The organism is Pseudomonas sp. GW821-FHT09E04 (assembly GCF_059416185.1).
Map to the genome: position 1 here is coordinate 296193 of NZ_JBWKOR010000006.1, position 20045 is coordinate 316237.

Annotated in this window: 21 protein-coding genes; 14 read left to right on the plus strand and 7 right to left on the minus strand. The window is 60.0% G+C overall.

Features of this window, described 5'->3' with window-relative positions:
* Positions 1-24 precede the first annotated feature (24 nt).
* Entirely contained in the window at positions 25-1374 is a 1350-nt protein-coding gene (locus tag AC07N4_RS23025; RefSeq protein WP_102621292.1) for a carbohydrate porin, read from the plus strand.
* 116 nt (positions 1375-1490) lie between these two features.
* On the plus strand, positions 1491-2345 hold the full coding sequence (locus tag AC07N4_RS23030; protein ID WP_102621293.1) for a D-hexose-6-phosphate mutarotase: 855 nt from the start codon (positions 1491-1493) through the stop codon (positions 2343-2345).
* Positions 2346-2552: 207 nt separating this feature from the next.
* Here AC07N4_RS23030 and AC07N4_RS23035 read toward each other — a convergent pair whose 3' ends face one another.
* Positions 2553-3413 (minus strand): MurR/RpiR family transcriptional regulator, encoded by an 861-nt coding sequence (locus AC07N4_RS23035; RefSeq protein WP_169842436.1) that lies wholly within the window; start codon positions 3411-3413, stop codon positions 2553-2555.
* A 226-nt stretch (positions 3414-3639) separates the two neighbouring features.
* On the opposite strand from AC07N4_RS23035, the gene zwf reads away from it, so the two are divergent.
* The 4 genes from zwf (at position 3640) to AC07N4_RS23055 (ending at position 7406) form a co-directional block, all read left to right on the plus strand.
* Positions 3640-5106: a glucose-6-phosphate dehydrogenase gene (gene zwf / locus AC07N4_RS23040; protein WP_085709658.1), complete on the plus strand. Its 1467-nt coding sequence runs from the start codon at positions 3640-3642 to the stop codon at positions 5104-5106.
* Positions 5093-5806, plus strand: coding sequence for a 6-phosphogluconolactonase (gene pgl / locus AC07N4_RS23045; RefSeq protein WP_096818242.1), 714 nt, complete (start codon positions 5093-5095; stop codon positions 5804-5806). Before zwf ends, pgl begins: the two co-directional genes overlap by 14 nt.
* Positions 5807-5823: 17 nt before the next feature.
* Entirely contained in the window at positions 5824-6489 is a 666-nt protein-coding gene (locus tag AC07N4_RS23050) for a bifunctional 4-hydroxy-2-oxoglutarate aldolase/2-dehydro-3-deoxy-phosphogluconate aldolase (protein ID WP_011335602.1), read from the plus strand.
* 200 nt (positions 6490-6689) lie between these two features.
* Complete coding sequence (locus AC07N4_RS23055) at positions 6690-7406, plus strand: intradiol ring-cleavage dioxygenase (protein ID WP_493065996.1); 717 nt, start codon at positions 6690-6692, stop codon at positions 7404-7406.
* On the opposite strand, the gene AC07N4_RS23060 is transcribed toward AC07N4_RS23055, so the two are convergent.
* Positions 7403-8584, minus strand: coding sequence for an aminotransferase class V-fold PLP-dependent enzyme (locus AC07N4_RS23060; protein ID WP_493065995.1), 1182 nt, complete (start codon positions 8582-8584; stop codon positions 7403-7405). The genes AC07N4_RS23055 and AC07N4_RS23060 overlap by 4 nt on opposite strands.
* Positions 8585-8608: 24 nt before the next feature.
* Positions 8609-8845 carry a DUF3820 family protein gene (locus tag AC07N4_RS23065; RefSeq protein WP_003213031.1) on the minus strand — a complete coding sequence of 79 codons (237 nt, stop codon included), beginning with the start codon at positions 8843-8845 and terminating at the stop codon, positions 8609-8611.
* 205 nt (positions 8846-9050) lie between these two features.
* Between AC07N4_RS23065 and AC07N4_RS23070 the strand changes: the two genes are divergently transcribed.
* Positions 9051-9518, plus strand: coding sequence for a PA2169 family four-helix-bundle protein (locus tag AC07N4_RS23070; RefSeq protein WP_096818237.1), 468 nt, complete (start codon positions 9051-9053; stop codon positions 9516-9518).
* A 69-nt stretch (positions 9519-9587) separates the two neighbouring features.
* On the opposite strand, the gene AC07N4_RS23075 is transcribed toward AC07N4_RS23070, so the two are convergent.
* A complete protein-coding gene (locus tag AC07N4_RS23075; protein WP_044464608.1) occupies positions 9588-10058 on the minus strand; it encodes a MaoC family dehydratase in 471 nt (156 codons plus the stop codon).
* A gap of 43 nt (positions 10059-10101) precedes the next feature.
* Complete coding sequence (locus AC07N4_RS23080; RefSeq protein ID WP_493065994.1) at positions 10102-11046, minus strand: alpha/beta hydrolase; 945 nt, start codon at positions 11044-11046, stop codon at positions 10102-10104.
* A 249-nt stretch (positions 11047-11295) separates the two neighbouring features.
* On the opposite strand from AC07N4_RS23080, the gene fadD2 reads away from it, so the two are divergent.
* Both fadD2 and fadD1 read left to right on the plus strand, forming a co-directional pair.
* Positions 11296-12984, plus strand: coding sequence for a long-chain-fatty-acid--CoA ligase FadD2 (fadD2, locus tag AC07N4_RS23085; protein WP_493065993.1), 1689 nt, complete (start codon positions 11296-11298; stop codon positions 12982-12984).
* 351 nt (positions 12985-13335) lie between these two features.
* Positions 13336-15033 carry a long-chain-fatty-acid--CoA ligase FadD1 gene (gene fadD1, locus AC07N4_RS23090; RefSeq protein WP_096818229.1) on the plus strand — a complete coding sequence of 566 codons (1698 nt, stop codon included), beginning with the start codon at positions 13336-13338 and terminating at the stop codon, positions 15031-15033.
* A gap of 48 nt (positions 15034-15081) precedes the next feature.
* Here the strand turns inward: fadD1 and AC07N4_RS23095 are convergent, their stop codons facing one another.
* The gene (locus tag AC07N4_RS23095; RefSeq protein WP_007951149.1) at positions 15082-15459 is read right to left on the minus strand and encodes a hypothetical protein; all 378 of its coding nucleotides are present in this window, start codon (positions 15457-15459) and stop codon (positions 15082-15084) included.
* A 198-nt stretch (positions 15460-15657) separates the two neighbouring features.
* Between AC07N4_RS23095 and AC07N4_RS23100 the strand changes: the two genes are divergently transcribed.
* The 3 genes from AC07N4_RS23100 to def all read left to right on the plus strand — a co-directional run bounded on the left by AC07N4_RS23100 (position 15658) and on the right by def (position 17519).
* Positions 15658-15849, plus strand: a complete 192-nt coding sequence (locus AC07N4_RS23100; protein ID WP_096818227.1) for a CsbD family protein — start codon at positions 15658-15660, stop codon at positions 15847-15849.
* Between the two features lie 177 nt (positions 15850-16026).
* The gene (locus tag AC07N4_RS23105) at positions 16027-16977 is read left to right on the plus strand and encodes a YihY/virulence factor BrkB family protein (protein WP_096818226.1); all 951 of its coding nucleotides are present in this window, start codon (positions 16027-16029) and stop codon (positions 16975-16977) included.
* A gap of 2 nt (positions 16978-16979) precedes the next feature.
* Entirely contained in the window at positions 16980-17519 is a 540-nt protein-coding gene (gene def, locus AC07N4_RS23110) for a peptide deformylase (protein WP_096818225.1), read from the plus strand.
* On the opposite strand, the gene AC07N4_RS23115 is transcribed toward def, so the two are convergent.
* Positions 17520-17939, minus strand: a complete 420-nt coding sequence (locus AC07N4_RS23115; RefSeq protein ID WP_102621298.1) for a GNAT family N-acetyltransferase — start codon at positions 17937-17939, stop codon at positions 17520-17522.
* A 336-nt stretch (positions 17940-18275) separates the two neighbouring features.
* Here AC07N4_RS23115 and AC07N4_RS23120 point away from each other — a divergent pair, with 336 nt between their 5' ends.
* On the plus strand, positions 18276-19217 hold the full coding sequence (locus tag AC07N4_RS23120; protein ID WP_493065992.1) for a fatty acid desaturase: 942 nt from the start codon (positions 18276-18278) through the stop codon (positions 19215-19217).
* Positions 19218-19224: 7 nt separating this feature from the next.
* Entirely contained in the window at positions 19225-20016 is a 792-nt protein-coding gene (locus AC07N4_RS23125) for a phosphate/phosphite/phosphonate ABC transporter substrate-binding protein (protein WP_493065991.1), read from the plus strand.
* Positions 20017-20045 lie beyond the last annotated feature (29 nt).

The window sequence follows — 20045 nt, forward strand, 5'->3', positions numbered from 1 at the left end:
AACAATAAAGACGAGGATGTAGGGATGAAAAAGAAACACGTCAATGCCCGGTTGATCTGCCAAATGTCAGCTGCGGCCGCATTGGTTCTGGCCGGCAATGCCATGGCCGCCGATGCATTCAGCTCCGATTCCAAGTGGATGACGGGCGACTGGGGTGGTGAGCGGACCAAGCTGATCGAGCAAGGCATCGACATCAAGGCCGACTACGTTGGGGAAATGGGCGCCAACCTGCATGGCGGCTACAACGACGACAAGACCGGCCGCTACAGCGACCAGTTCGGTCTGGGCGTGGCACTGGACCTGCAAAAACTCTGGGGCTGGGACAACACTCAGGCCAAGATCCAGCTGACCAACCGTAACGGTCAGAACATTTCCAACGACCGCGTTGGCGATCCGCGTGCCGGCACCCTGTCTTCCTCGCAGGAAGTCTACGGTCGTGGCCACATGGTGCGTCTGACCCAACTGTGGATTCAGCACCAGTTCTTCGACAACAAACTCGACGTCAAGGCCGGTTACTTCGGTGAAGGCGAAGACTTCAACACCTTCCCGTGCGAATTCCAGAACCTGGCGTTCTGCGGCTCGCAGGTGGGTAACTGGGCGACCAACATCTGGTACAACTGGCCCGTCAGCCAGGCCGCGATCCGCGTGAAGTACAACATCAACGACGAGCTCTACGCGCAGATCGGCGCGTACAACCAGAACCCGTCGCAGCTGGAACACGGCAACGGCTTCAAGCTCAGCGGCAGCGGCACCGCCGGTACCGTGTTGCCGGTCGAGCTGGTCTGGTCGCCGAAGGTCAACAGCCTGCCGGGCGAATACCGCGTTGGTTACTACAAGAGCACGGCTGATGCCAATGACGTCCGTGAAGACATCAACGGCAACGACGCAGCAACCACCGGTAACGCCTACCGCACCCACAGCAGCAAACACGGCTACTGGTTCGTTGCGCAACAGCAACTCACCAGCCACAACGGCGACGCTTCTCGTGGTCTGAACATCGCGGCCAACGCCACGTTCCACGACAAGGACACCAACTTCATCGACAACTATCAGTCGGTGATGTTTGTCTACAAGGGCCCGTTCGATGCACGTCCGAAGGATGACGTCGGTATCGGTGCCGCGCGTATCCATGTCAACGACGACGTGAAGAAAAACGCCGAGCTGCTGAACGCTTCCAACGGTGTTTCGGACTACGACAATCCGGTGTTCTCGCCGATTCGCGAGACCGAATACAACTACGAGATCAACTACGGCTTCCACGTCACCAACTGGCTGACCGTGCGTCCTAACCTGCAATACATCACTCACCCGGGTGGCGTGGATCAAGTGGACAACGCATTGGTCGCTGGCCTGAAAATTCAGTCTACGTTCTAACGCGTCTGCGATAAGCTCCTCTCTATGTGCGCATATTTGCGGACAGCCCAGGCTGTCCGCTTTTTTTTGCAAAGGGGCGTCGCAGCCCATGAAAGTTGAATCTGGAACCGTGGCCCATGCATGAGCATCCGCTGCAACGCTTCTTCAAATCCTTGCGCGAACGACCGGTGTTCGCCTGGGAGCGCTATCAGATGCGCGATGTGCTGGTGATCGACCATCCGCTGTGTCAGGCGGTGTTCAGTCGTCAGGGCGCGCAGTTGCTGCATTTTCAACCGCGCGGGCAAAAACCGTGGCTGTGGTGCGCGGCAAAGTGGCCGCATGTCGGCGCGATCCGTGGCGGTGTGCCGGTTTGCTGGCCGTGGTATGGCCGTCATCCGAGCGAAAACGCGTGGCCGTCCCACGGCTGGGCGCGACTATTGGACTGGAAACTGCTCGACAGCAGCACCAGCGATGACGGCGTGCGCCTGCATTGGCAATTGCAGCTGTGCGACTGGCAGGTGGACCTGCACGCGCACCTGGGTGAACGCATGGAATTGCGCCTGAGCACCGAGCATCAGGACGACATGCCGTGCCAGTTGAGCCAGGCTTTGCACGCTTACTGGCGTATTGGAGATGTGAGTGAGATAGCGCTGTCTGGGCTCGAAGGGGCGCAGGGTTACGATCAGTTGAACCGTGAGATTTGTCAGCAGGAAGGCGAATTACGGGTCGATGGCGGCTGTCAGCGCGTGTTCCAGCACGACGGCGAATTGCAGCTCAAGGATCACGCCTGGCAGCGCGAGTTGTGCATCGATACCGGTGACAGCGCAGACACGGTGGTCTGGCATCCGGGCGCACGGCCGTTGTTGGGCGTGACCTGGGATGAGATCTCGGAATTTGTCTGTGTTGAAGCAGCGGCGGGGGGCACCGACAGCTTGCATCTGGCGCCGGGGGAGAAGGCGCATTTGAGTTTGCAGGCTTGGGCTGCTGCTTGAGTGGGTCAGTTCCACTGCTGCCCTCACCCTAGCCCTCTCCCGGAGGGAGAGGGGACTGACCGCGGGATGCTGACGAGTTACGCCGACGTGAAATTGCAGTACCGAATCCATAATCGACCCAATCTTTCAGGTCGATGTATAACGCAAGACACCTCGGTCGGCTCCCTCTCCCTCCGGGAGAGGGCTGGGGTGAGGGGCTTTTGATCTTCAGTTGAACTCGTCACCCACCGGATACCGGCTCGCATTCAAGCTCTCTTTGATCTTGCGCAGATGCGGCTGGAAATCCACCCCGCGACGCAACGTCATCCCCGTCGCCAGCACATCCAGCACCGTCAACTGAATGATCCGCGAAGTCATCGGCATGTAGATGTCGGTGTCTTCCGGCAGCGGAATGTTCAGGCTAAGCGTACTGGCCTTGGCCAGTGGCGAGTTCTCGGCGGTCAGGCCCAGTACCGAAGCGCCGTTCTCCCGGGCGATGCGCGCCACTTCCACCAGTTCGCGGGTGCGCCCGGTGTAGGAAATGATCACGAACAGCTCGCCAGTGTGCGCCACCGACGCAATCATCCGTTGCATCAGCACATCGGCGTGGGCGGTCACCGCCAGGTTGAAACGGAAGAATTTGTGCTGCGCATCCAAAGCCACCGGGGCCGAGGCGCCGAGGCCGAAGAAGTGGATCTGTCGGGCCTGGATCAACAGGTCGACGGCGCGGCTGATCAGGTTCGGGTCCAGCGCCTGGCAGGCGCTGTCGAGCGAGGCGATGGCGCTGCCGAAAATTTTCTGTGTGTAGGCTTCAGGATTGTCATCAGCTTCCACTGCACGGCTGACATACGCCGCGCCGCTGGCCAGGCTCTGGGCCAGTTGCAGCTTGAGTTCGGGGTAGCCGCTGACACCGAACGAACGGCAGAAACGGTTGACCGTCGGTTCACTGACCGACGCCGCCTGGGCGAGGGCGGCGATACTGAAGCGGGTGGCCTGCTGTGGGTTGAGCAGGATCACTTCGGCGACTTTGCGTTCGGCCTTGTTCAGCTCTTCAAGGCGACTCTGGATTTGTTCCAGTAAATTTCGCACGCGGTCCATAAGAATTCCTAGATTCACCGGCGCCGATAAGCGCGCGGCTATGCAAATTGGGCCTTTGATGTGGCCCGTGACGGTGGCCTATCCTACTGATGGCTCCGACCGACCACCACTCGGAATCTGTATTTTGCGAAAATGTTGTGGTTATTACTACATTTTCCCTTGAGTGATGCCTTGAAAAAAGGTATTTGTAGCTTAACTTGATAAAAGAACAAACATCATGCCTTCGATTACGGTTGAACCGTGCACCTTCGCCTTGTTCGGCGCCTTGGGCGATCTGGCCCTGCGCAAGCTGTTTCCTGCCCTTTATCACCTGGATGGCGCCGGCCTGCTGCACGAGGACACGCGTATTATCGCGCTGGCCCGTGAAGAAGGCACCGAACAGCAGCACATGGCATTTATTGCCGCCGAACTGCGCCGCTACGTGGGCAAGGAACTGGACGAGGCCGTGGCCGAGCGCTTTCTGGCGCGCCTGACCTACCTGCACGTCGACTTCCTGAAGGCTGAAGATTACGCGGCGCTGGCCGAACTGGCGGGCACCAAACAACGCATGATTGCCTACTTCGCCACCCCGGCGGCGGTGTACGGCGCGATCTGCGAGAACCTGGCGAAAGTCGGTCTGGCCGAAAACACCCGCGTGGTGCTGGAAAAGCCGATCGGCTCGGACCTGGAATCCTCGCGCAAGGTCAACGACGCCGTGGCGCAGTTCTTCCCGGAGAACCGCACCTACCGCATCGACCACTACCTGGGCAAAGAGACGGTACAAAACCTGATCGCCCTGCGTTTCGCCAACAGTCTGTTCGAAACCCAATGGAACCAGCATTACATCTCCCACGTGGAAATCACCGTGGCCGAGAAGGTCGGCATCGAAGGCCGCTGGGGCTATTTCGACAAGGCCGGCCAGCTGCGCGACATGATCCAGAACCACCTGCTGCAACTGCTTTGCCTGATCGCCATGGACCCGCCGGCCGACCTGTCCGCCGACAGCATCCGTGACGAAAAAGTGAAAGTGCTCAAGGCGCTGGCGCCGATCAGCCCGGAAGGCCTGACCACTCAAGTGGTGCGCGGCCAGTACATTGCCGGCCACAGCGAAGGCAAATCCGTACCGGGTTACCTCGAAGAACCGAATTCCAACACCCAGAGCGACACCGAAACCTTCGTCGCCCTGCGTGCCGATATCCGCAACTGGCGCTGGGCCGGCGTGCCGTTCTACCTGCGCACCGGCAAGCGCATGCCGCAGAAACTGTCGCAGATCGTCATCCACTTCAAGGAACCGTCGCACTACATCTTCGCCCCGGAGCAGCGCCTGCAGATCAGCAACAAACTGATCATCCGTCTGCAACCGGACGAAGGCATTTCCCTGCGTGTGATGACCAAGGATCAAGGCCTGGACAAGGGCATGCAGCTGCGCAGCGGCCCGTTGCAACTGAATTTCTCCGACACCTGGCGCAGCGCGCGGATCCCCGACGCCTACGAGCGGTTGTTGCTGGAAGTGATGAACGGCAATCAGAACCTGTTTGTCCGTAAAGATGAAATCGAAGCCGCGTGGAAGTGGTGTGACCAGTTGATCGCCGGGTGGAAAAAATCCGGTGACGCGCCCAAGCCGTATGCGGCCGGGTCGTGGGGGCCGATGAGCTCCATTGCATTGATCACGCGGGACGGGAGGTCGTGGTATGGCGATATCTGATGTGAAACTGCCCGCGGGCGTAAATGCCCACGAATTCAAGAGCCCGGTGTTGCTCGCCGAAGGTCTGGCGCTGAATGTCGCCAAGCAGTTGAGCGATGCATTGGCAGCGCGCGGCAACGCTGTGCTGGTGGTGTCCGGCGGTCGCAGCCCCGTGGCGTTTTTCCAGCACCTGGCCAAGCAGGCGCTGGACTGGTCGAAGGTCGTCGTGACCCTGGCCGACGAGCGCTGGGTGCCGGTCGAACACGCCGACAGCAACGCCGGTCTGCTCAAGCAGTATCTGCTCAAGGGCCCGGCGGCCAAGGCGCAGTTCCTCAGCCTTTACAGCGCGGCGGCCAACGTCGAGCAGGCTGCGGAGCAGGCCGATCGGTTGCTCGCCGAGTTGCCGCCCATCGACGTGCTGGTGTTGGGCATGGGCGATGACGGTCACACCGCGTCGTTGTTCCCGGACAGCCCGAACCTGACTGAAGCCCTGCAAGCCGATGGCACCCGTCGCTGCTGGCCGATGCTGGCGCCAAGCGTGCCGCGTCAACGCCTGACCATGAGCCGGGCGCTGCTGGCCTCGGCGCGGCACAAGATTCTGTCGATTTCCGGTCAGTCGAAACTGACCACCCTGAATGCCGCACTGGCATCCAACGACGTCGCCGCCATGCCGGTTCGCGCGTTTCTGCAACCTACGTTAGAGATTTACTGGTGCCCATGAGCCAAGGAACAGCCGCTATGACAACCCCATCCCCGACCGTTTCCATGGCGGACAAAGTTGCCCTGATCGACAGCCTCTGCGCCAAGGCGCGGATCCTGCCGGTGATCACCATCGCCCGTGAACAGGACGTGTTGCCGCTGGCCGACGCCCTGGCCGCCGGTGGTCTGACCGCGCTGGAAGTGACCCTGCGTTCGCAGTTCGGCCTCAAGGCGATCCAGATCCTGCGCGAACAGCGCCCGGAGCTGGTGACCGGCGCCGGCACCGTGCTCGACCGCAACATGCTGGCCGCGGCCGAAGCGGCCGGTTCGCAATTCATCGTCACCCCGGGCATCACCCGTGACCTGCTGGAAGCCAGCGTCGAAAGCCCGATCCCGCTGCTGCCGGGCATCAGCAACGCCTCCGGCATCATGGAAGGCTATGGCCTGGGTTATCGCCGCTTCAAGCTGTTCCCGGCTGAAGTCAGCGGCGGCGTCGCAGCCATCAAGGCTCTCGGCGGCCCGTTCGGCGAAGTGAAATTCTGCCCGACTGGCGGCGTCGGCCCGGCCAACATCAAGAGCTACATGGCGCTGAAAAACGTCATGTGCGTGGGCGGTAGCTGGATGCTGGATCCTGAGTGGATCAAGAACGGCGACTGGGCGCGCATTCAGGAATGCACCGCCGAGGCTCTGGCACTGCTGGACTGATGTTTCTGAAATAGTTTTTTCCTGACACTTCGTTGTGTGTTCTACGGCTTTAACGGTGCGCTTGGTCGGTGCACCGTTTTTTTTTGCCCGCAAAAAACCTTCGTTATCTCGAGATACGTTATCTGGAGATACATAGTTACCGCACCTGGCTTGGTGTGTGGCGCTAACCTGCGTTCATCTTATGGAAGAGAGAACGCGTCATGGATAACCAGCCTTCAGCGCCATCGGTTTATCAACTGGCCCCCGAGCAAGTCGCCGGGCCGTATTTTCGCAATCCCAAACTGCTGCGCCGCAACATCAGTGAAGGCGCCGAGGGACTGCCTTTGCTGCTGCGCCTGACCATTGTCGATGCGATGACCGCCGAACCGGTCAGCGGTGCACTGGTGGATATCTGGCACTGCAACGCACGGGGCGCCTATTCCGGCTGGAGTCGGGTCAACCCGGACCAGGAGGTCGATGTCGAAGACATCGGTTCAATCCCGCGAACCGACGACGATACCTACCTGCGCGGCGGTCAGTTCAGCGATCACAAGGGCAGGGTGCGCTTCACCACGATCTATCCGGGGTTTTATGCCGGACGTGCCTTGCACATTCACGTGGCGGTGCGCATCGTCGCCGGCAACGAATACCTGGACGAGCGCAATGTGGCCTGGGTCGGACAGCTGTACTTCCCCGAGGTGGTTTCTCGCGGGGTGCTCAACGCCAAGGCGTATCGCGGGCGCGGCTCGGAGCCTGTGTGCAATGCCAACGATGTCTATTACGCCAACATGGGTGGGGAGGCCTCGACCCTGACCGTGTGGCCGATCGGCCGCGACTCCCACGAGGACGGTTACTTCGGCCACCTCACGATCGGCATCGACACCTTTGCGGTGTCGTCGCAGATCAAGCCCGAGGACTTCGACAAGTACACGGTTTAACGCAGTTCATTCAGCGCCAGAACCAGCGACTGGATCTCCGCCGCCGTCGTGGTCAACGACGGCGTGATGCGGATGCACGGCCCGCAGGCTGCGCCGTTGCGCACGACGGTGAACAGGTTGTAGTCGTTGAGCAGGCGTTCGACCATCGCCTGCTGGTCGGCATGCCGGGTAAAACGCATCGAGGTGATGCCGCAATACAGACGTGGATCGTCCGGGGTCGTGACTTCGATGCCCGGCAGATTGCGCACGGCGCTGACCCACAGGTTGCGCAGGTAATTGACCCGTGCGCCCTTGGCCGCCGCGCCACCGAGTGAGCGGTGTTCCTCGAACACCAGCGGCAGGGTCATCAGCGCCGGAATGTTCGGCGTGCTGTGGGGTGTGCGCGAGCGGATGTCGTTGAGCGGGAAATGCATCTCGCCCATGTCCGGGTCGATGTCGGCCAGGCGTTGCGGGGCGATATACAGAAAGCCCAGGGTCAGCGGCGAGCCGATCCATTTGTGCAGGTTGTACCCGGCGAAGGCGATGCCCAGCGCTTCCAGATCGAACTCGATCTGGCCGAGGGCATGGGCGCCATCGAGGATGATATCGACGCCATGTTCCTTGGCCAGCGAGGCGATGGCCTGCACCGGCATCACCAGTCCGGTGCGGTGGGTGACGTGGGTCAGTGCCATCAGCTTGAGCTTCGGATAGCGAGTGAAGGCTTCGCGGTAGGTCGCCAGCAGGCTGTCGAAGCTGGCCGGGTGCGTGTGCTCGATCTCGATCACCTCGACCCCGCGATGGCGGGCCAGCCAACGCATGGCGCCCTTGACCGTGTCGTATTCCAGATCGCAGATCAGCACCTGATCGCCAGGTTCGAGACGGTTGTAGTTGCGGATCAGCGACTGCAGGCCAGCGGTGGCGTTCTGAGTGAAGGCGATGCTTTGCGCACGCACGCCGATCAACTCGGCCAGTTGCGCGCGGATGTCGAGGCTGTCGTGCTGTTCAAAGCGTTGGCGCACGTAGATCGAGTTGCTGTTGTTGATCAGCTCGATGTGGCGCTGGTAGTCCTCGACCACGGTGCGCGACATGCGTCCGAAGTAGCCGTTTTCCAGGTTCACGGGGCCGGGGTGGCGGTCGTAACGGTCGGCGAAGGTTTGCCAGAAGGCTTCGTCTCGGGCGCGGCGGGTGTTATCGGGCATGGTCGACTCGGATCAGGATGCGCCTCAGTGGCGCGGGGCGGGTTTGCCATGTTTGGCGCGCAGCGGTTCAAGCAGCTCCGACAGGCCGTTGTGATCGATTTCCTGCATCAGCGCCAACAGGCCGCCGAGTTCGCCGTGGGGGAAACCTTCCCGGGCGAACCAGTTCAGGTACGGGCCGGGGAGGTCGGCGATGATCCGTCCCTTGTATTTGCCGAAGGGCATTTCGCGGGTAATCAGCAGTTCGAGTTTTTCGGGATTCATTGCACGGATCGTCTGAGTTCAAAACAGTCTGGAAAATACAGGCATTCTGCATGCAGGCCAAATGACAGATCATGCAAATAACAGGCATACAGATTTCGTCTTTATGAGTAACTTGTTGAAAATAAAAGAATAAATTCAATAGAAAAAACTGGCACGGCCACTGCAACACTCCTTGCACCTTCCACCGAACGCAAGGAATTGAAAAATGACTGACCTCAATAAAGAAGCCATCTCCGTCCTCAACGACCTGATTGAAACCAGCAAGGACGGTCAGGAAGGGTTCAAGACCTGTGCAGAAGACATCAAACACCCTGAACTGAAAACCCTGTTCGTGAAACGCTCCGCCGACTGCGCTACGGCTGCCGCCGAATTGCAGGCGACCGTGCGTTCAATGGGTGGCGATCCGGAAACTTCCACCAGCGTCAGCGGCGATCTGCATCGTCGCTGGGTCGACGTCAAAGCCGTGTTTACCGGCAAGGACGAAGAAGCGGTGCTCAACGAAGCCGAGCGCGGTGAAGACCATGCCCTGAAGGCCTATCGTGAAGCGATCGAGAAGATCAACAAGCACAACCTGGTGGGCATCCGTGATCTGGTCGAACGCCAGTACCACGGCGTGCAACGCAATCACGATCAAGTGAAAGCCCTGCGTAACCAGGCTCGCGCACGCTCTTAAGCGTTCGGGGCCAAGAAAAAACGCCAGCTAGTCTGGCGTTTTTTTGTGTCCGGATTTAACCGAGATTGATCAGCCGATGCTGATCGCCGGCAAGGTCGGCAGGGTAACGGTCTGTTGTTTACGTGGAGCCAGAATCTCGGCTTCACCGTCCACGACCAATTCATCGCGCTGGTTGAATACGCGAGTGGCAATGCGCACGCGGAATTTTGGCAGTTTCTCGAGGATTTCCAGGCGCACGGTCAGGGTGTCGCCGATCTTCACCGGCTTCTGGAAGCTCATCTGCTGGCCGATATAAATGGTGCCAGGCCCTGGCAGCTCGCACGCCACGGCCGCACTGATCAGCGCGCCGCTGAACATGCCGTGGGCGATGCGTTCCTTGAACATGCTGGCGGCGGCAAACTCGGCGTCCAGGTGCACCGGGTTGTGGTCGCCGGACATCGCGGCGAACAGCTGGATGTCACGCTCTTCGACGTGCTTGCTGTAGCTGGCGGTCTGGCCGACTTCGAGCGCTTCGTAAGGGGTGTTGGTAACCTGGGTCATGAGTCTGAATTCCTGTGACGGATTAAATGAATCCAAAAAAAAATTATTCGCTGCGGTGAGGGCGGCGATGGCTGAGCGCCTGGTCGATCCAGGCCAGCACATCGGCGGTCACTTCGTCGCGGTTGGTCTCGTTGAACAATTCGTGCCGCGCCTGCGGGTAGATCTTCAGTTGCAGGTTCTGGCTGCCGGCCGAGCGCAAGGCATTGGCCAGATCAGTCAGACGCTTGCCTTCGCTCACCGGATCACATTCGCCGCCAATCACCAGCAGCGGCAGGCCCGGGTCGATCTGGGCGAGATTGGACGCTTTGCTGATTTGCTGCAACCCGCCGAGCAGGTCGATCCACAACTGATTGGTGCAGCGAAAGCCGCACAGCGGATCGGTGGCGTACTTGTCGACTTCGGCCGGGTCGCGACTCAGCCAGTCAAACGCAGTGCGCACCGGTTTGAATTTATTGTTGAACGAGCCGAACGACAGCCACTCGATCAGCGCGCTGCGGCCCTTGGCGCCCTGGCGCAGCTTTTCGAACCGGGCGATCTGCCGGGCTGCGCGGTACAGCGCAACCGGCTGGAAATTCGAGCCGCTGAGAATCGCGCCGTGCAGGCTGGCGCTGTGATGCAGTAAATAAGCCTGCGCGATGTAGCTGCCCATGCTGTGCCCGAGCAGCACGATCGGTACGTCGCTATGACGCTGGCCGATGTGCTGGTTGAGGCTGGCCAGGTCGCCGACCACCTTGCACCAGCCATCGTCGTCGGCGAAATGCCCGAGCGTCCCTTGATCGGCCGTTTTGCCATGGCCGCGCAGATCGGGCGCATACACACCGTAACCTTCGGCGCAGAACGATTCTGCCAGTCGCGCATAACGACCGCTGTGCTCGGCCATGCCGTGGGCCAGCAGAATCACCGCCTTCAGCGGTGCGTTCGGCAGCCACTGGTTGATGAAGAGGCGGCTGCGGTCACTCGCGTCCAGCCAGAAAGTGTCGTGGATCATGGCTATTCCTTTTGCTGCATGCTTTTGCTGCAGGGGCCAGCAGAGGTTGCATTGTATAGCGCGTCCGATCAGCTCACGCCACGGCTGGAAGATTCACACGATCAATGAGGACGTCGCCCATATTTGCCTGAATGACCATAGCTGCTAGTGTCCGTGGAGCCCCGCTTTTTGCTTTCGGCTTTTTCAAGGACAAGAGAAAAATGACAGCGAAGCGGCCCCGGATCGGCTCAGGTAAAGAGGACAAGAACAATGCAACCTGATTTCTGGAATGACAAACGCCCGGCGGGCGTACCCCTGGACATCGACGTGGGTGAATTCAAGTCGGTGATCGAGGTGTTCGAGCGTTCCTGCAAGAAATTCGCTGATCGCCCGGCGTTCAGCAACATGGGCGTGACCCTGACCTACGCCGAACTCGAGCGCTACAGCGCCGCGTTCGCCGGTTACCTGCAAGCCCACACCGATCTGGTGCCGGGGGATCGCATCGCGGTGCAGATGCCCAACGTCCTGCATTATCCGATTGCCGTGTTCGGCGCGCTGCGTGCCGGGCTGATCGTGGTCAACACCAACCCGCTGTACACCGCGCGGGAGATGCGTCACCAGTTCAAGGATTCCGGTGCCCGGGCGCTGGTGTACCTGAACATGTTCGGCCAGAAGGTCCAGGAAGTGCTGCCGGACACCGACATCCAGTACCTGATCGAAGCGAAGATGGGCGACCTGATGCCCACCGCCAAGGGCTGGCTGGTCAACACCGTGGTCAGCAAAGTGAAGAAAATGGTCCCGGCGTACTCGCTGCCCCAGGCGATTTCCTTCAAGAGCGCGTTGCGCATGGGTCGGGGCCTGGGCATCAAGCCGCTGAAGGTCGGCCTGGACGACATCGCCGTCCTGCAATACACCGGCGGCACCACCGGCCTGGCCAAGGGCGCGATGCTCACCCACGGCAATCTGGTGGCCAACATGCAGCAGGTTCGCGCCTGTCTCGCCCAGTTCGGCAGCGATGGCCAGCCACTGCTGCGCGAAGGTCAGGAAGTGATGATCGCGCCGCTGCCACTGTACCACATCTATGCCTTCACCGCGAATTGCATGTGCATGATGGTGTCGGGCAACCACAACGTGCTGATCACCAATCCGCGAGACATCGGCGGCTTCATCAAGGAGCTGAAGAACTGGAAGTTCTCGGCGTTGCTGGGGCTTAACACGCTGTTCGTCGCGCTGATGGATCATCCGGACTTCAAGACCCTGGATTTCTCCACGCTCAAACTGACCAACTCCGGCGGTACTGCGCTGGTCAAGGCCACCGCCGAGCGCTGGGAGCAGATCACCGGTTGCCGCATCACCGAAGGCTACGGCCTGACCGAAACCTCGCCGGTGGCCTGCACCAACCCTTACGGCGATCTTTCACGAATCGGCACGGTCGGGCTGCCGGTGCCGGGCACCCGGTTGAAAGTCATCAATGACGACGGCGTCGAACAGCCTTTGGGCGAGCGCGGCGAACTGTGCATCAAGGGCCCGCAGATCATGAAGGGCTACTGGCAGAAACCCGAGGCCACCGCCGAGGTGCTGGATGCCGAGGGCTGGTTCAAGTCTGGTGACATCGCGGTGATCGACCCGGACGGTTTCGTGCGCATCGTCGACCGCAAGAAGGACATGATCATCGTCTCCGGTTTCAACGTGTACCCGAACGAGATCGAAGACGTGGTGATGGCCCACCCGAAAGTCGCCAACTGCGCGGTGATCGGTGTGCCGGACGAACGCTCCGGGGAAGCGGTGAAGTTGTTTGTTGTGGCGCGGGAAACCGGCGTGAGCCTGGAAGAACTGAAGGCCTACTGCAAAGAGAATTTCACCGCGTACAAGGTGCCCAAACACATCGTGCTGCGTGAGTCGTTGCCGATGACGCCTGTCGGGAAGATTCTGCGGCGTGAGTTGCGCGATATCGCCTGATCGCCGAATGACTGCGCCTGACGCATTCGCGTTGAGGCCTGAAGATCGCAGCCTCTGGTGGCTTCCTTGAAGCCGCTGAAGGCTGCGATCTTTTGCTTTTTGTCCCGGAATTCCGGGGCTTTTAGAGAGTTATAGGATTTTTGCTCTAAAATGACTGCCAGTAGTTCTTGAGTCATGATAATGACTGTAGGGGCCGCTTTTGGCTCTAGTCGACCCTTGGCAAAGCTGCTACTCTCGGCGCGCTTTGTGACTTCTCGGCCTTGTAAAAAGCCAGACTCACCAATAAACAAACACCAATAATAATCGCATCAAATGCGGTGCTGAATTCGCGTTGCTGAGGAGTGGGCTTCCATGATCGAAGACTTTTGGAAGGATAAGTACCCCGCTGGAATTGCTGCCGACATCAATCCAGACGAGTACCCGAATATTCAGGCAGTGTTGAAGCAATCCTGCCAACGCTTCGCCGACAAACCGGCGTTCAGCAACCTGGGCAAGACCATCACCTACGGTGAACTGTACGAATTGTCCGGTGCGTTTGCCGCTTATCTGCAACAGCATACCGATTTGCAGCCCGGTGATCGAATCGCCGTGCAACTGCCCAACGTGTTGCAGTACCCGGTCGCCGTCTTCGGTGCCATCCGTGCCGGGCTGATCGTGGTCAACACCAACCCGCTGTACACCGCGCGGGAAATGGAACACCAGTTCAATGACTCCGGTGCCAAGGCGCTGGTGTGCCTGGCCAATATGGCGCACCTGGCCGAAGCCGTGGTGCCGAAAACCGGCGTCAAACACGTCATCGTCACCGAAGTCGCCGACCTGCTGCCGCCGATCAAGCGTCTGCTGATCAACAGCGTCATCAAGTACGTGAAGAAAATGGTGCCGGCCTATCACCTGCCAAAAGCCGTCAAGTTCAACGACGTGCTGAGCAAGGGCCAGGGTCAGCCGGTCGCCGAAGCCAACCCGGACAGCGGCGATGTCGCGGTGCTGCAATACACCGGCGGCACCACCGGCGTGGCCAAGGGCGCGATGCTCACCCATCGCAACCTCGTCGCCAACATGTTGCAGTGCAAGGCGCTGATGGGCTCCAACCTCAATGAAGGTTGCGAGATCCTGATCACCCCGCTGCCGCTGTACCACATCTATGCGTTCACCTTTCATTGCATGGCGATGATGCTGATCGGCAACCACAACATCCTGATCAGCAACCCGCGCGACCTGCCGGCGATGGTCAAGGAACTGTCGAAGTGGAAGTTCAGCGGTTTCGTCGGCCTCAATACGCTGTTCGTGGCCCTGTGCAACAACGAAGGTTTCCGCAAGCTGGATTTCTCGGCGCTGAAAGTCACCCTGTCCGGTGGCATGGCGTTGCAACTGGCCGCCGCCGAGCGCTGGAAAGCGGTCACCGGTTGCCCGATCTGCGAAGGTTACGGCATGACCGAAACCAGCCCGGTGGCTACGGTCAACCCGATCCAGAACATCCAGATCGGCACCATCGGCATTCCAGTGCCGTCGACCCTGTGCAAAGTCATCGACGATGCCGGCGTCGAGCAGCCGCTGGGTGAAATCGGCGAGCTGTGCGTCAAGGGCCCGCAAGTGATGAAGGGCTACTGGCAGCGTCAGGAAGCCACCGACGAGATGCTCGACAGCGAAGGCTGGCTGAAGACCGGTGACATCGCGCTGATTCAGCCGGACGGTTACATGCGCATTGTCGATCGCAAGAAAGACATGATCCTGGTCTCCGGTTTCAACGTGTACCCGAACGAACTGGAAGACGTGTTGGCGACCCTGCCGGGCGTGTTGCAGTGCGCGGCCATCGGTATTCCGGACGAGAAGTCGGGCGAGGCGATCAAGATCTTTATCGTCGCCAAGCCAGGCGTCACGCTGACCAAGGAAACGGTGATGGAGCACATGCGCGCCAACGTCACCGGCTACAAGGTGCCGCGTTCGGTGGAATTCCGCGATGCGCTGCCGACCACCAATGTCGGCAAGATCCTGCGTCGCGAGTTGCGCGACGAAGAGCTGAAGAAGATCAAGGCGAAGAACGCCGCATAAAATAAAAAGCCCCGCAGATGCGGGGCTTTTTGTTGGTGCAGGAATCGCTTACTGACGGAACGGCGCGAAGTTCACGTTGGTGCCTGCCGGGCGCATGTCCTGCAGGTACGAGTCCTTGTCGGCGCTCAGTTCCAGGCTCAGGGCAGCCTTGCGCTTGCCTTCGTTGCGGATCACCAGGCCTTCGAGCTTCTCGCGCAGAAACACGGTCGGCACTTTCAGGTGCAGCAGCTCGTCGGTGGCCGGGGTGTGCATCAACAGGTGAATCCACTCGTATTGGCCGATGGCCAGACGCGACACCGGCAGATCGAACCACCAGATGTTACGGTTGCGGTTAAGTTCGGCGAAGTGGCAGTTGTTGGTGCCGAGCACGGCACCGCCCAGTTCCTGGTTGCGACGGGCGATGGCCTGCTTTTTATCGAGTTTCATAACATTCCTGCGGGATCGGTTCTGTGGCGCCTGGCGCCCTTATGGTGGGCATTCTCGGGGCTACGCTCGCAAACATAAAGCGCAACCTGCACGCCGCGACGAAATGAAGCCCTGAAAATAAATGAAACTTGGCGCAAACCGGGCCAGTCAATCGTTACGTACTGACTTTTCCCCTTCAATGCACCAAGGAGAAACACCATGAGTAGCACAGGCGATAAAGTAAAAGGCATGGCCAACGAAGCGGTCGGCAACGTCAAGCAGGGCATCGGTAAAGCCACCGACAACACCAAACTGCAAGTCGAAGGCAAACTGCAAGAGAAGAAAGGCGAGGCCCAGCAAGCCGTGGGCAAAGCCAAGGACGCGATCAAGAAAGGCGTCGACAAGGCTTGATCCAGCCTTGAACGAAACAACAAAGCGGCCATCCAAGGATGGCCGTTTTCGTGTCCCGTTCACATACAGTCACGGATCACAGTGTTTCAAAGTCGCCAAGTAAGCTACTTTGATGAGAGAAAAACGGCCCCTGAGTCGCCACGACTTCAACCTGTTTTGCGGCGAAAGGAGACGCGAATGATTTTCCCCGACATGAAAGGCCTGCCCCTGCACCGGGTCATCGTGCGCACCGTCACCGAGTTCATGGATGACGAGATGTCGACCTATGCCTCGGCACTGGCCTACCAGATGCTGTTCTCGCTGTTCCCGTTTATTCTGTTCCTGATTGCCCTGATCGGTTTCCTGCACCTGCCGGACTTCTTCTCCTGGCTGCGCCTGCAATCGGAGCTGGTGTTGCCGCCCCAGGCGCTGGAGCAGGTCAACCCGGTGATCGACCAGTTGCAGCAATCCAAGGGTGGTCTGCTGTCCGTGGGTATCGTCGTCGCCCTGTACACCGCGTCCGCCGGTGTGCGCCTGATGATGAGCGCGATGAACGCGGCCTACGACGTGGTCGAGGGCCGGCCGATCTGGAAGCGCTTCCCGCTGTCGATCATTTACACCGTCGGCATTGCCGGCATGCTGCTGGCCGCCGCCGCGCTGATGGTGCTCGGGCCGCAGGTGATGGGCTGGATCGCCGGGCAGGTCGGGCTGGAAGACTTCATCGTCACCGTATGGACCATCGCCCGCTGGCCGGTGATCGTGATCCTGATGATGGTCGCCGTCGCTTTGATCTACTACGTGATGCCCGACGTCAAACAGGAATTCCGTTTCATCACCCCGGGCTCGGTGCTGGCGGTGGTGGTGTGGATCATCGCGTCCCTGGGGTTCGCGTTTTACGTCAAGACGTTCGCCAACTACAACGCCATGTATGGCAGCATCGGTGCGATCATCGTGCTGTTGCTGTATTTCTACATTTCCGCCGCCGTGCTGTTGCTGGGCGCGGAGATGAATGCCGTGATCGAACACATGTCCAGCGAGGGCAAGGACCCGGGCGAGAAAGTCCCCGGCGAACTCGATGAGCATCCCAAACAACACGTTTCCGGACTTGGGCGCGATCATTCGCTCAACCCGAACACAGACGAAGCCTGATCATGATCCGTGAAATCTTGAAGATGGGCGATGAACGCCTGCTGCGCATTGCCCCGCCGGTGCCCGCCGAGATGCTCGACAGCCCTGAGCTGTGGCAACTGATCGACGACATGTTCCAGACCATGGAAAGCGTCGGCGGTGTCGGCCTGGCCGCGCCGCAGATCGGCGTCGACCTGCAACTGGTGATCTTCGGCTTCGAGCACAGCGAACGTTACCCGGACGCCGAAGCGGTGCCGCAGACGATCCTGATCAATCCGCTGATCACGCCGTTGAGTCCCTTGATGGAAGAGGGCTTCGAAGGCTGCCTGTCGGTGCCCGGCCTGCGGGGCGCGGTAGATCGTTATCAGCAGATCCGCTACGAAGGTGTCGATCCCAAGGGGCAGCCGATCGTGCGCGTGGCCTCGGGGTTCCATGCACGGGTGGTGCAGCACGAGTGCGATCACCTGATCGGGCGGTTGTACCCGTCGCGCATTACCGATTTCAGCAAGTTCGGTTACACCGAAGTGATGTTCCCGGATCTTGACCCCAACGCCGACGACTGACTAGTCCGCGCGCGGCGCAAGCTCCATGGCAATCATCGGCTTGCTCCGCGCATAACGGCTCAAGCGCTCGGCCATCGCCTGGGGCAGGGCGGGGTCGAAAGTGAAGCCGCGCCGTTCGTAGAAACCGCGCAGATCCGGGTGGCAGAACAACCAGACAGGCGCCTCGACGTCCTTCACCGCTTCGGCAATCAATTGCGCGGCAATACCCTGTTCGCGGCAGGTCGGGTCGACGAACAACCCGGTCAGCCAATACCCGCCTGACACCAGTCGCAGACATAAAGCAGCCACGATTTCCTCGCGCCTTGCCACCCACAATTGCGCCTCGCGCACCGCTTTCATCGACGATTGATGTTGGCGGTAGAACTTGTTCATCAAGGGCCAGGACAGGTCGTCGAGCTGGCTGTAACGGATGTCGGTCATGAATCGGACTGCCGGTGCAAAAGCCGCGGATTATAAAACAACGTGCTCGCCGGGATAGGTGTATACCTGATCTCACATCCCCTCTGAGTGGAGTACGCATCATGTCCAAAGGTATGGATTCGAAGAAAGCCGCGAAGAAGAAACCGGCCAAGACCGCCATCGAGAAACGCCACGAGAAAAGGGCGAAAAAAGTCGACATCTTCGGTCATTGATCACCTCCTTCAGGAGCCTGGTTCCCAGGCTCCTGTCTCGCCCGTAAAAACCTCGCAAAAATAATCTGCAAGATTTTCCGCTGGTGTTGCACAGAACGATCAGACCCTCGTTCCGAGCCACGCCATGCCCCATTATTTCGACGATGCCCATCGCCAACAGATCGAAGCCCTGCGCCAACGCTTCACCGCCCGCACCGACTGGCCGACCTGGCTGTTGCTGATCGGCGTGTATGCCGGTTGGTTCGCGATTGTGTTGGGCAGCGAATGGCTGGGCCTCTGGTGGAGCACGCTGCTGCTGATTCCGTTGCTGGTGCTGTGGCTGTCGGTGCAGCACGAATTGCTCCACGGTCATCCGACGCGCTGGACTTCGGTGAACAAAGTCCTCGGCTACGCGCCGTTTGCGGTGTGGTATCCGTACACGCTCTATCGCGACAGCCATTTGCAGCACCATCGCGATGAGGACCTGACGATCCCCGGCGTCGACCCCGAAAGCCGTTACCTGAGCGCCGAGCGCTGGCAGGGCAGTTCGCTGTTCGAACGCAGCCTGCACTGGCTGAACAAGACCGTGCTCGGCCGATTCATCCTTGGCGCACCGCTGGCGTTGCTGGCGCTGGCCAATGAACAACTGCAACGCCTGAAAAACGGCGAGCGCCAGGCCTGGCTGATGTGGCTGACCCACGGAACCCTGACCTTACTGATGCTGTTTTTCATTGCCCGCTACAGCGTATTGCCGGTGGGGCATTACCTGTTTTTGATCAGCGTACCGGCGCTGTCGATCGCGATGGTTCGCTCCTACTATGAACACCGGCCACACGCACAACCGGAACAGCGCACGGTGCTCAACGAAGCCGGATGGCCGTGGCGCTGGCTGTTCCTGAACCTGAATTTCCATCTGGTGCACCACGATTTGCCGAAGCTGGCGTGGTACGACTTGCCCAAGGCCTACCGCATGCGTCGGGAGCAATGGGTCGCGCGCAGCGGTGGATTTCTGGTGCAGGGTTATGGGCAACTGTGGCGTCGGCACGGCATCAAACCGATCGACAGTCCGCAGCATCCGTTTATTTGAGGCCACCATGACGTCAGGTTACGCAGAGCTGTTGATGTACATCGCCCCCGAGCCGATCCGCGCGGCGAACGAACAGTGGCTGGCGCGGATTCTCGATCACCTGGGCCGCTCGCGACTCAAGGCCGAAGGCTTGTCGCTGCCCGACCTTTGGCTGTCGCCGCAGTTGCTGTTGACCCAAACCTGTGGCTATCCGCTGATGACCGCGCTGCGTGGTCAGGTCCGGATTGTCGGCCGTCCGCGCTACGAATTGCCGGACGCCACTGCAGGCAATCATTGCAGCCTGATCCTTTCCCGCGCCGATGATCCACGCCGCAGTCTGGCGGAGTTCTTCGACAGTCGCGGGGTGATCAACAGCGAAGACTCCAACAGCGGCATGAACCTGTTGCGCCAGCGACTGGCGCCACTGCAGCGGGACGGTCAGTTTTTCGCTTCGGTCGGCCTCAGTGGCGGCCATCGCGAAAGCCTGCGCTGGTTGCGCGAAGACCGCGCCGATCTGGCGGCCATCGACAGCGTGACCTTTGCCTACCTGGCGCAGCACGCCGCCGAAGAAGTCAGCGGCTTGCGGGTGGTGGCGCGCAGTGCGTTCAGCCCGACGTTGCCCTTCATCACCGTTGCCAGTGCTTCGGACACGCAGATCGAACAGCTGCGCCGGGCGATCAACCGCAGCCTTCAAGACTTGCCCGACATTGCCCGCATCCTCGGCCTGCCCGAAGTCCTGCCTGCCAGCGAAAGCGATTACCTCGTCCTGCTGGACTATCAACGCGAGGCCGAAGAACTGGGATACGGCCGCTTGCGTTAGCGATTTCCATTAATTCACTAATGGAATAT

Coding starts and splice junctions, on each gene's coding strand:
- AC07N4_RS23070 (WP_096818237.1), top strand. CDS start 9,051: ATGACTGACCTCAATAAAGAAGCCATCTCCGTCCTCAACGACCTGATT.
- AC07N4_RS23060 (WP_493065995.1), bottom strand. CDS start 8,584: ATGCCCGATAACACCCGCCGCGCCCGAGACGAAGCCTTCTGGCAAACC.
- AC07N4_RS23105 (WP_096818226.1), top strand. CDS start 16,027: ATGATTTTCCCCGACATGAAAGGCCTGCCCCTGCACCGGGTCATCGTG.
- AC07N4_RS23030 (WP_102621293.1), top strand. CDS start 1,491: ATGCATGAGCATCCGCTGCAACGCTTCTTCAAATCCTTGCGCGAACGA.
- zwf (WP_085709658.1), top strand. CDS start 3,640: ATGCCTTCGATTACGGTTGAACCGTGCACCTTCGCCTTGTTCGGCGCC.
- AC07N4_RS23115 (WP_102621298.1), bottom strand. CDS start 17,939: ATGACCGACATCCGTTACAGCCAGCTCGACGACCTGTCCTGGCCCTTG.
- AC07N4_RS23100 (WP_096818227.1), top strand. CDS start 15,658: ATGAGTAGCACAGGCGATAAAGTAAAAGGCATGGCCAACGAAGCGGTC.
- AC07N4_RS23050 (WP_011335602.1), top strand. CDS start 5,824: ATGACAACCCCATCCCCGACCGTTTCCATGGCGGACAAAGTTGCCCTG.
- AC07N4_RS23055 (WP_493065996.1), top strand. CDS start 6,690: ATGGATAACCAGCCTTCAGCGCCATCGGTTTATCAACTGGCCCCCGAG.
- AC07N4_RS23075 (WP_044464608.1), bottom strand. CDS start 10,058: ATGACCCAGGTTACCAACACCCCTTACGAAGCGCTCGAAGTCGGCCAG.
- AC07N4_RS23025 (WP_102621292.1), top strand. CDS start 25: ATGAAAAAGAAACACGTCAATGCCCGGTTGATCTGCCAAATGTCAGCT.
- def (WP_096818225.1), top strand. CDS start 16,980: ATGATCCGTGAAATCTTGAAGATGGGCGATGAACGCCTGCTGCGCATT.
- AC07N4_RS23065 (WP_003213031.1), bottom strand. CDS start 8,845: ATGAATCCCGAAAAACTCGAACTGCTGATTACCCGCGAAATGCCCTTC.
- AC07N4_RS23095 (WP_007951149.1), bottom strand. CDS start 15,459: ATGAAACTCGATAAAAAGCAGGCCATCGCCCGTCGCAACCAGGAACTG.
- AC07N4_RS23120 (WP_493065992.1), top strand. CDS start 18,276: ATGCCCCATTATTTCGACGATGCCCATCGCCAACAGATCGAAGCCCTG.
- AC07N4_RS23125 (WP_493065991.1), top strand. CDS start 19,225: ATGACGTCAGGTTACGCAGAGCTGTTGATGTACATCGCCCCCGAGCCG.
- fadD2 (WP_493065993.1), top strand. CDS start 11,296: ATGCAACCTGATTTCTGGAATGACAAACGCCCGGCGGGCGTACCCCTG.
- pgl (WP_096818242.1), top strand. CDS start 5,093: ATGGCGATATCTGATGTGAAACTGCCCGCGGGCGTAAATGCCCACGAA.
- fadD1 (WP_096818229.1), top strand. CDS start 13,336: ATGATCGAAGACTTTTGGAAGGATAAGTACCCCGCTGGAATTGCTGCC.
- AC07N4_RS23080 (WP_493065994.1), bottom strand. CDS start 11,046: ATGATCCACGACACTTTCTGGCTGGACGCGAGTGACCGCAGCCGCCTC.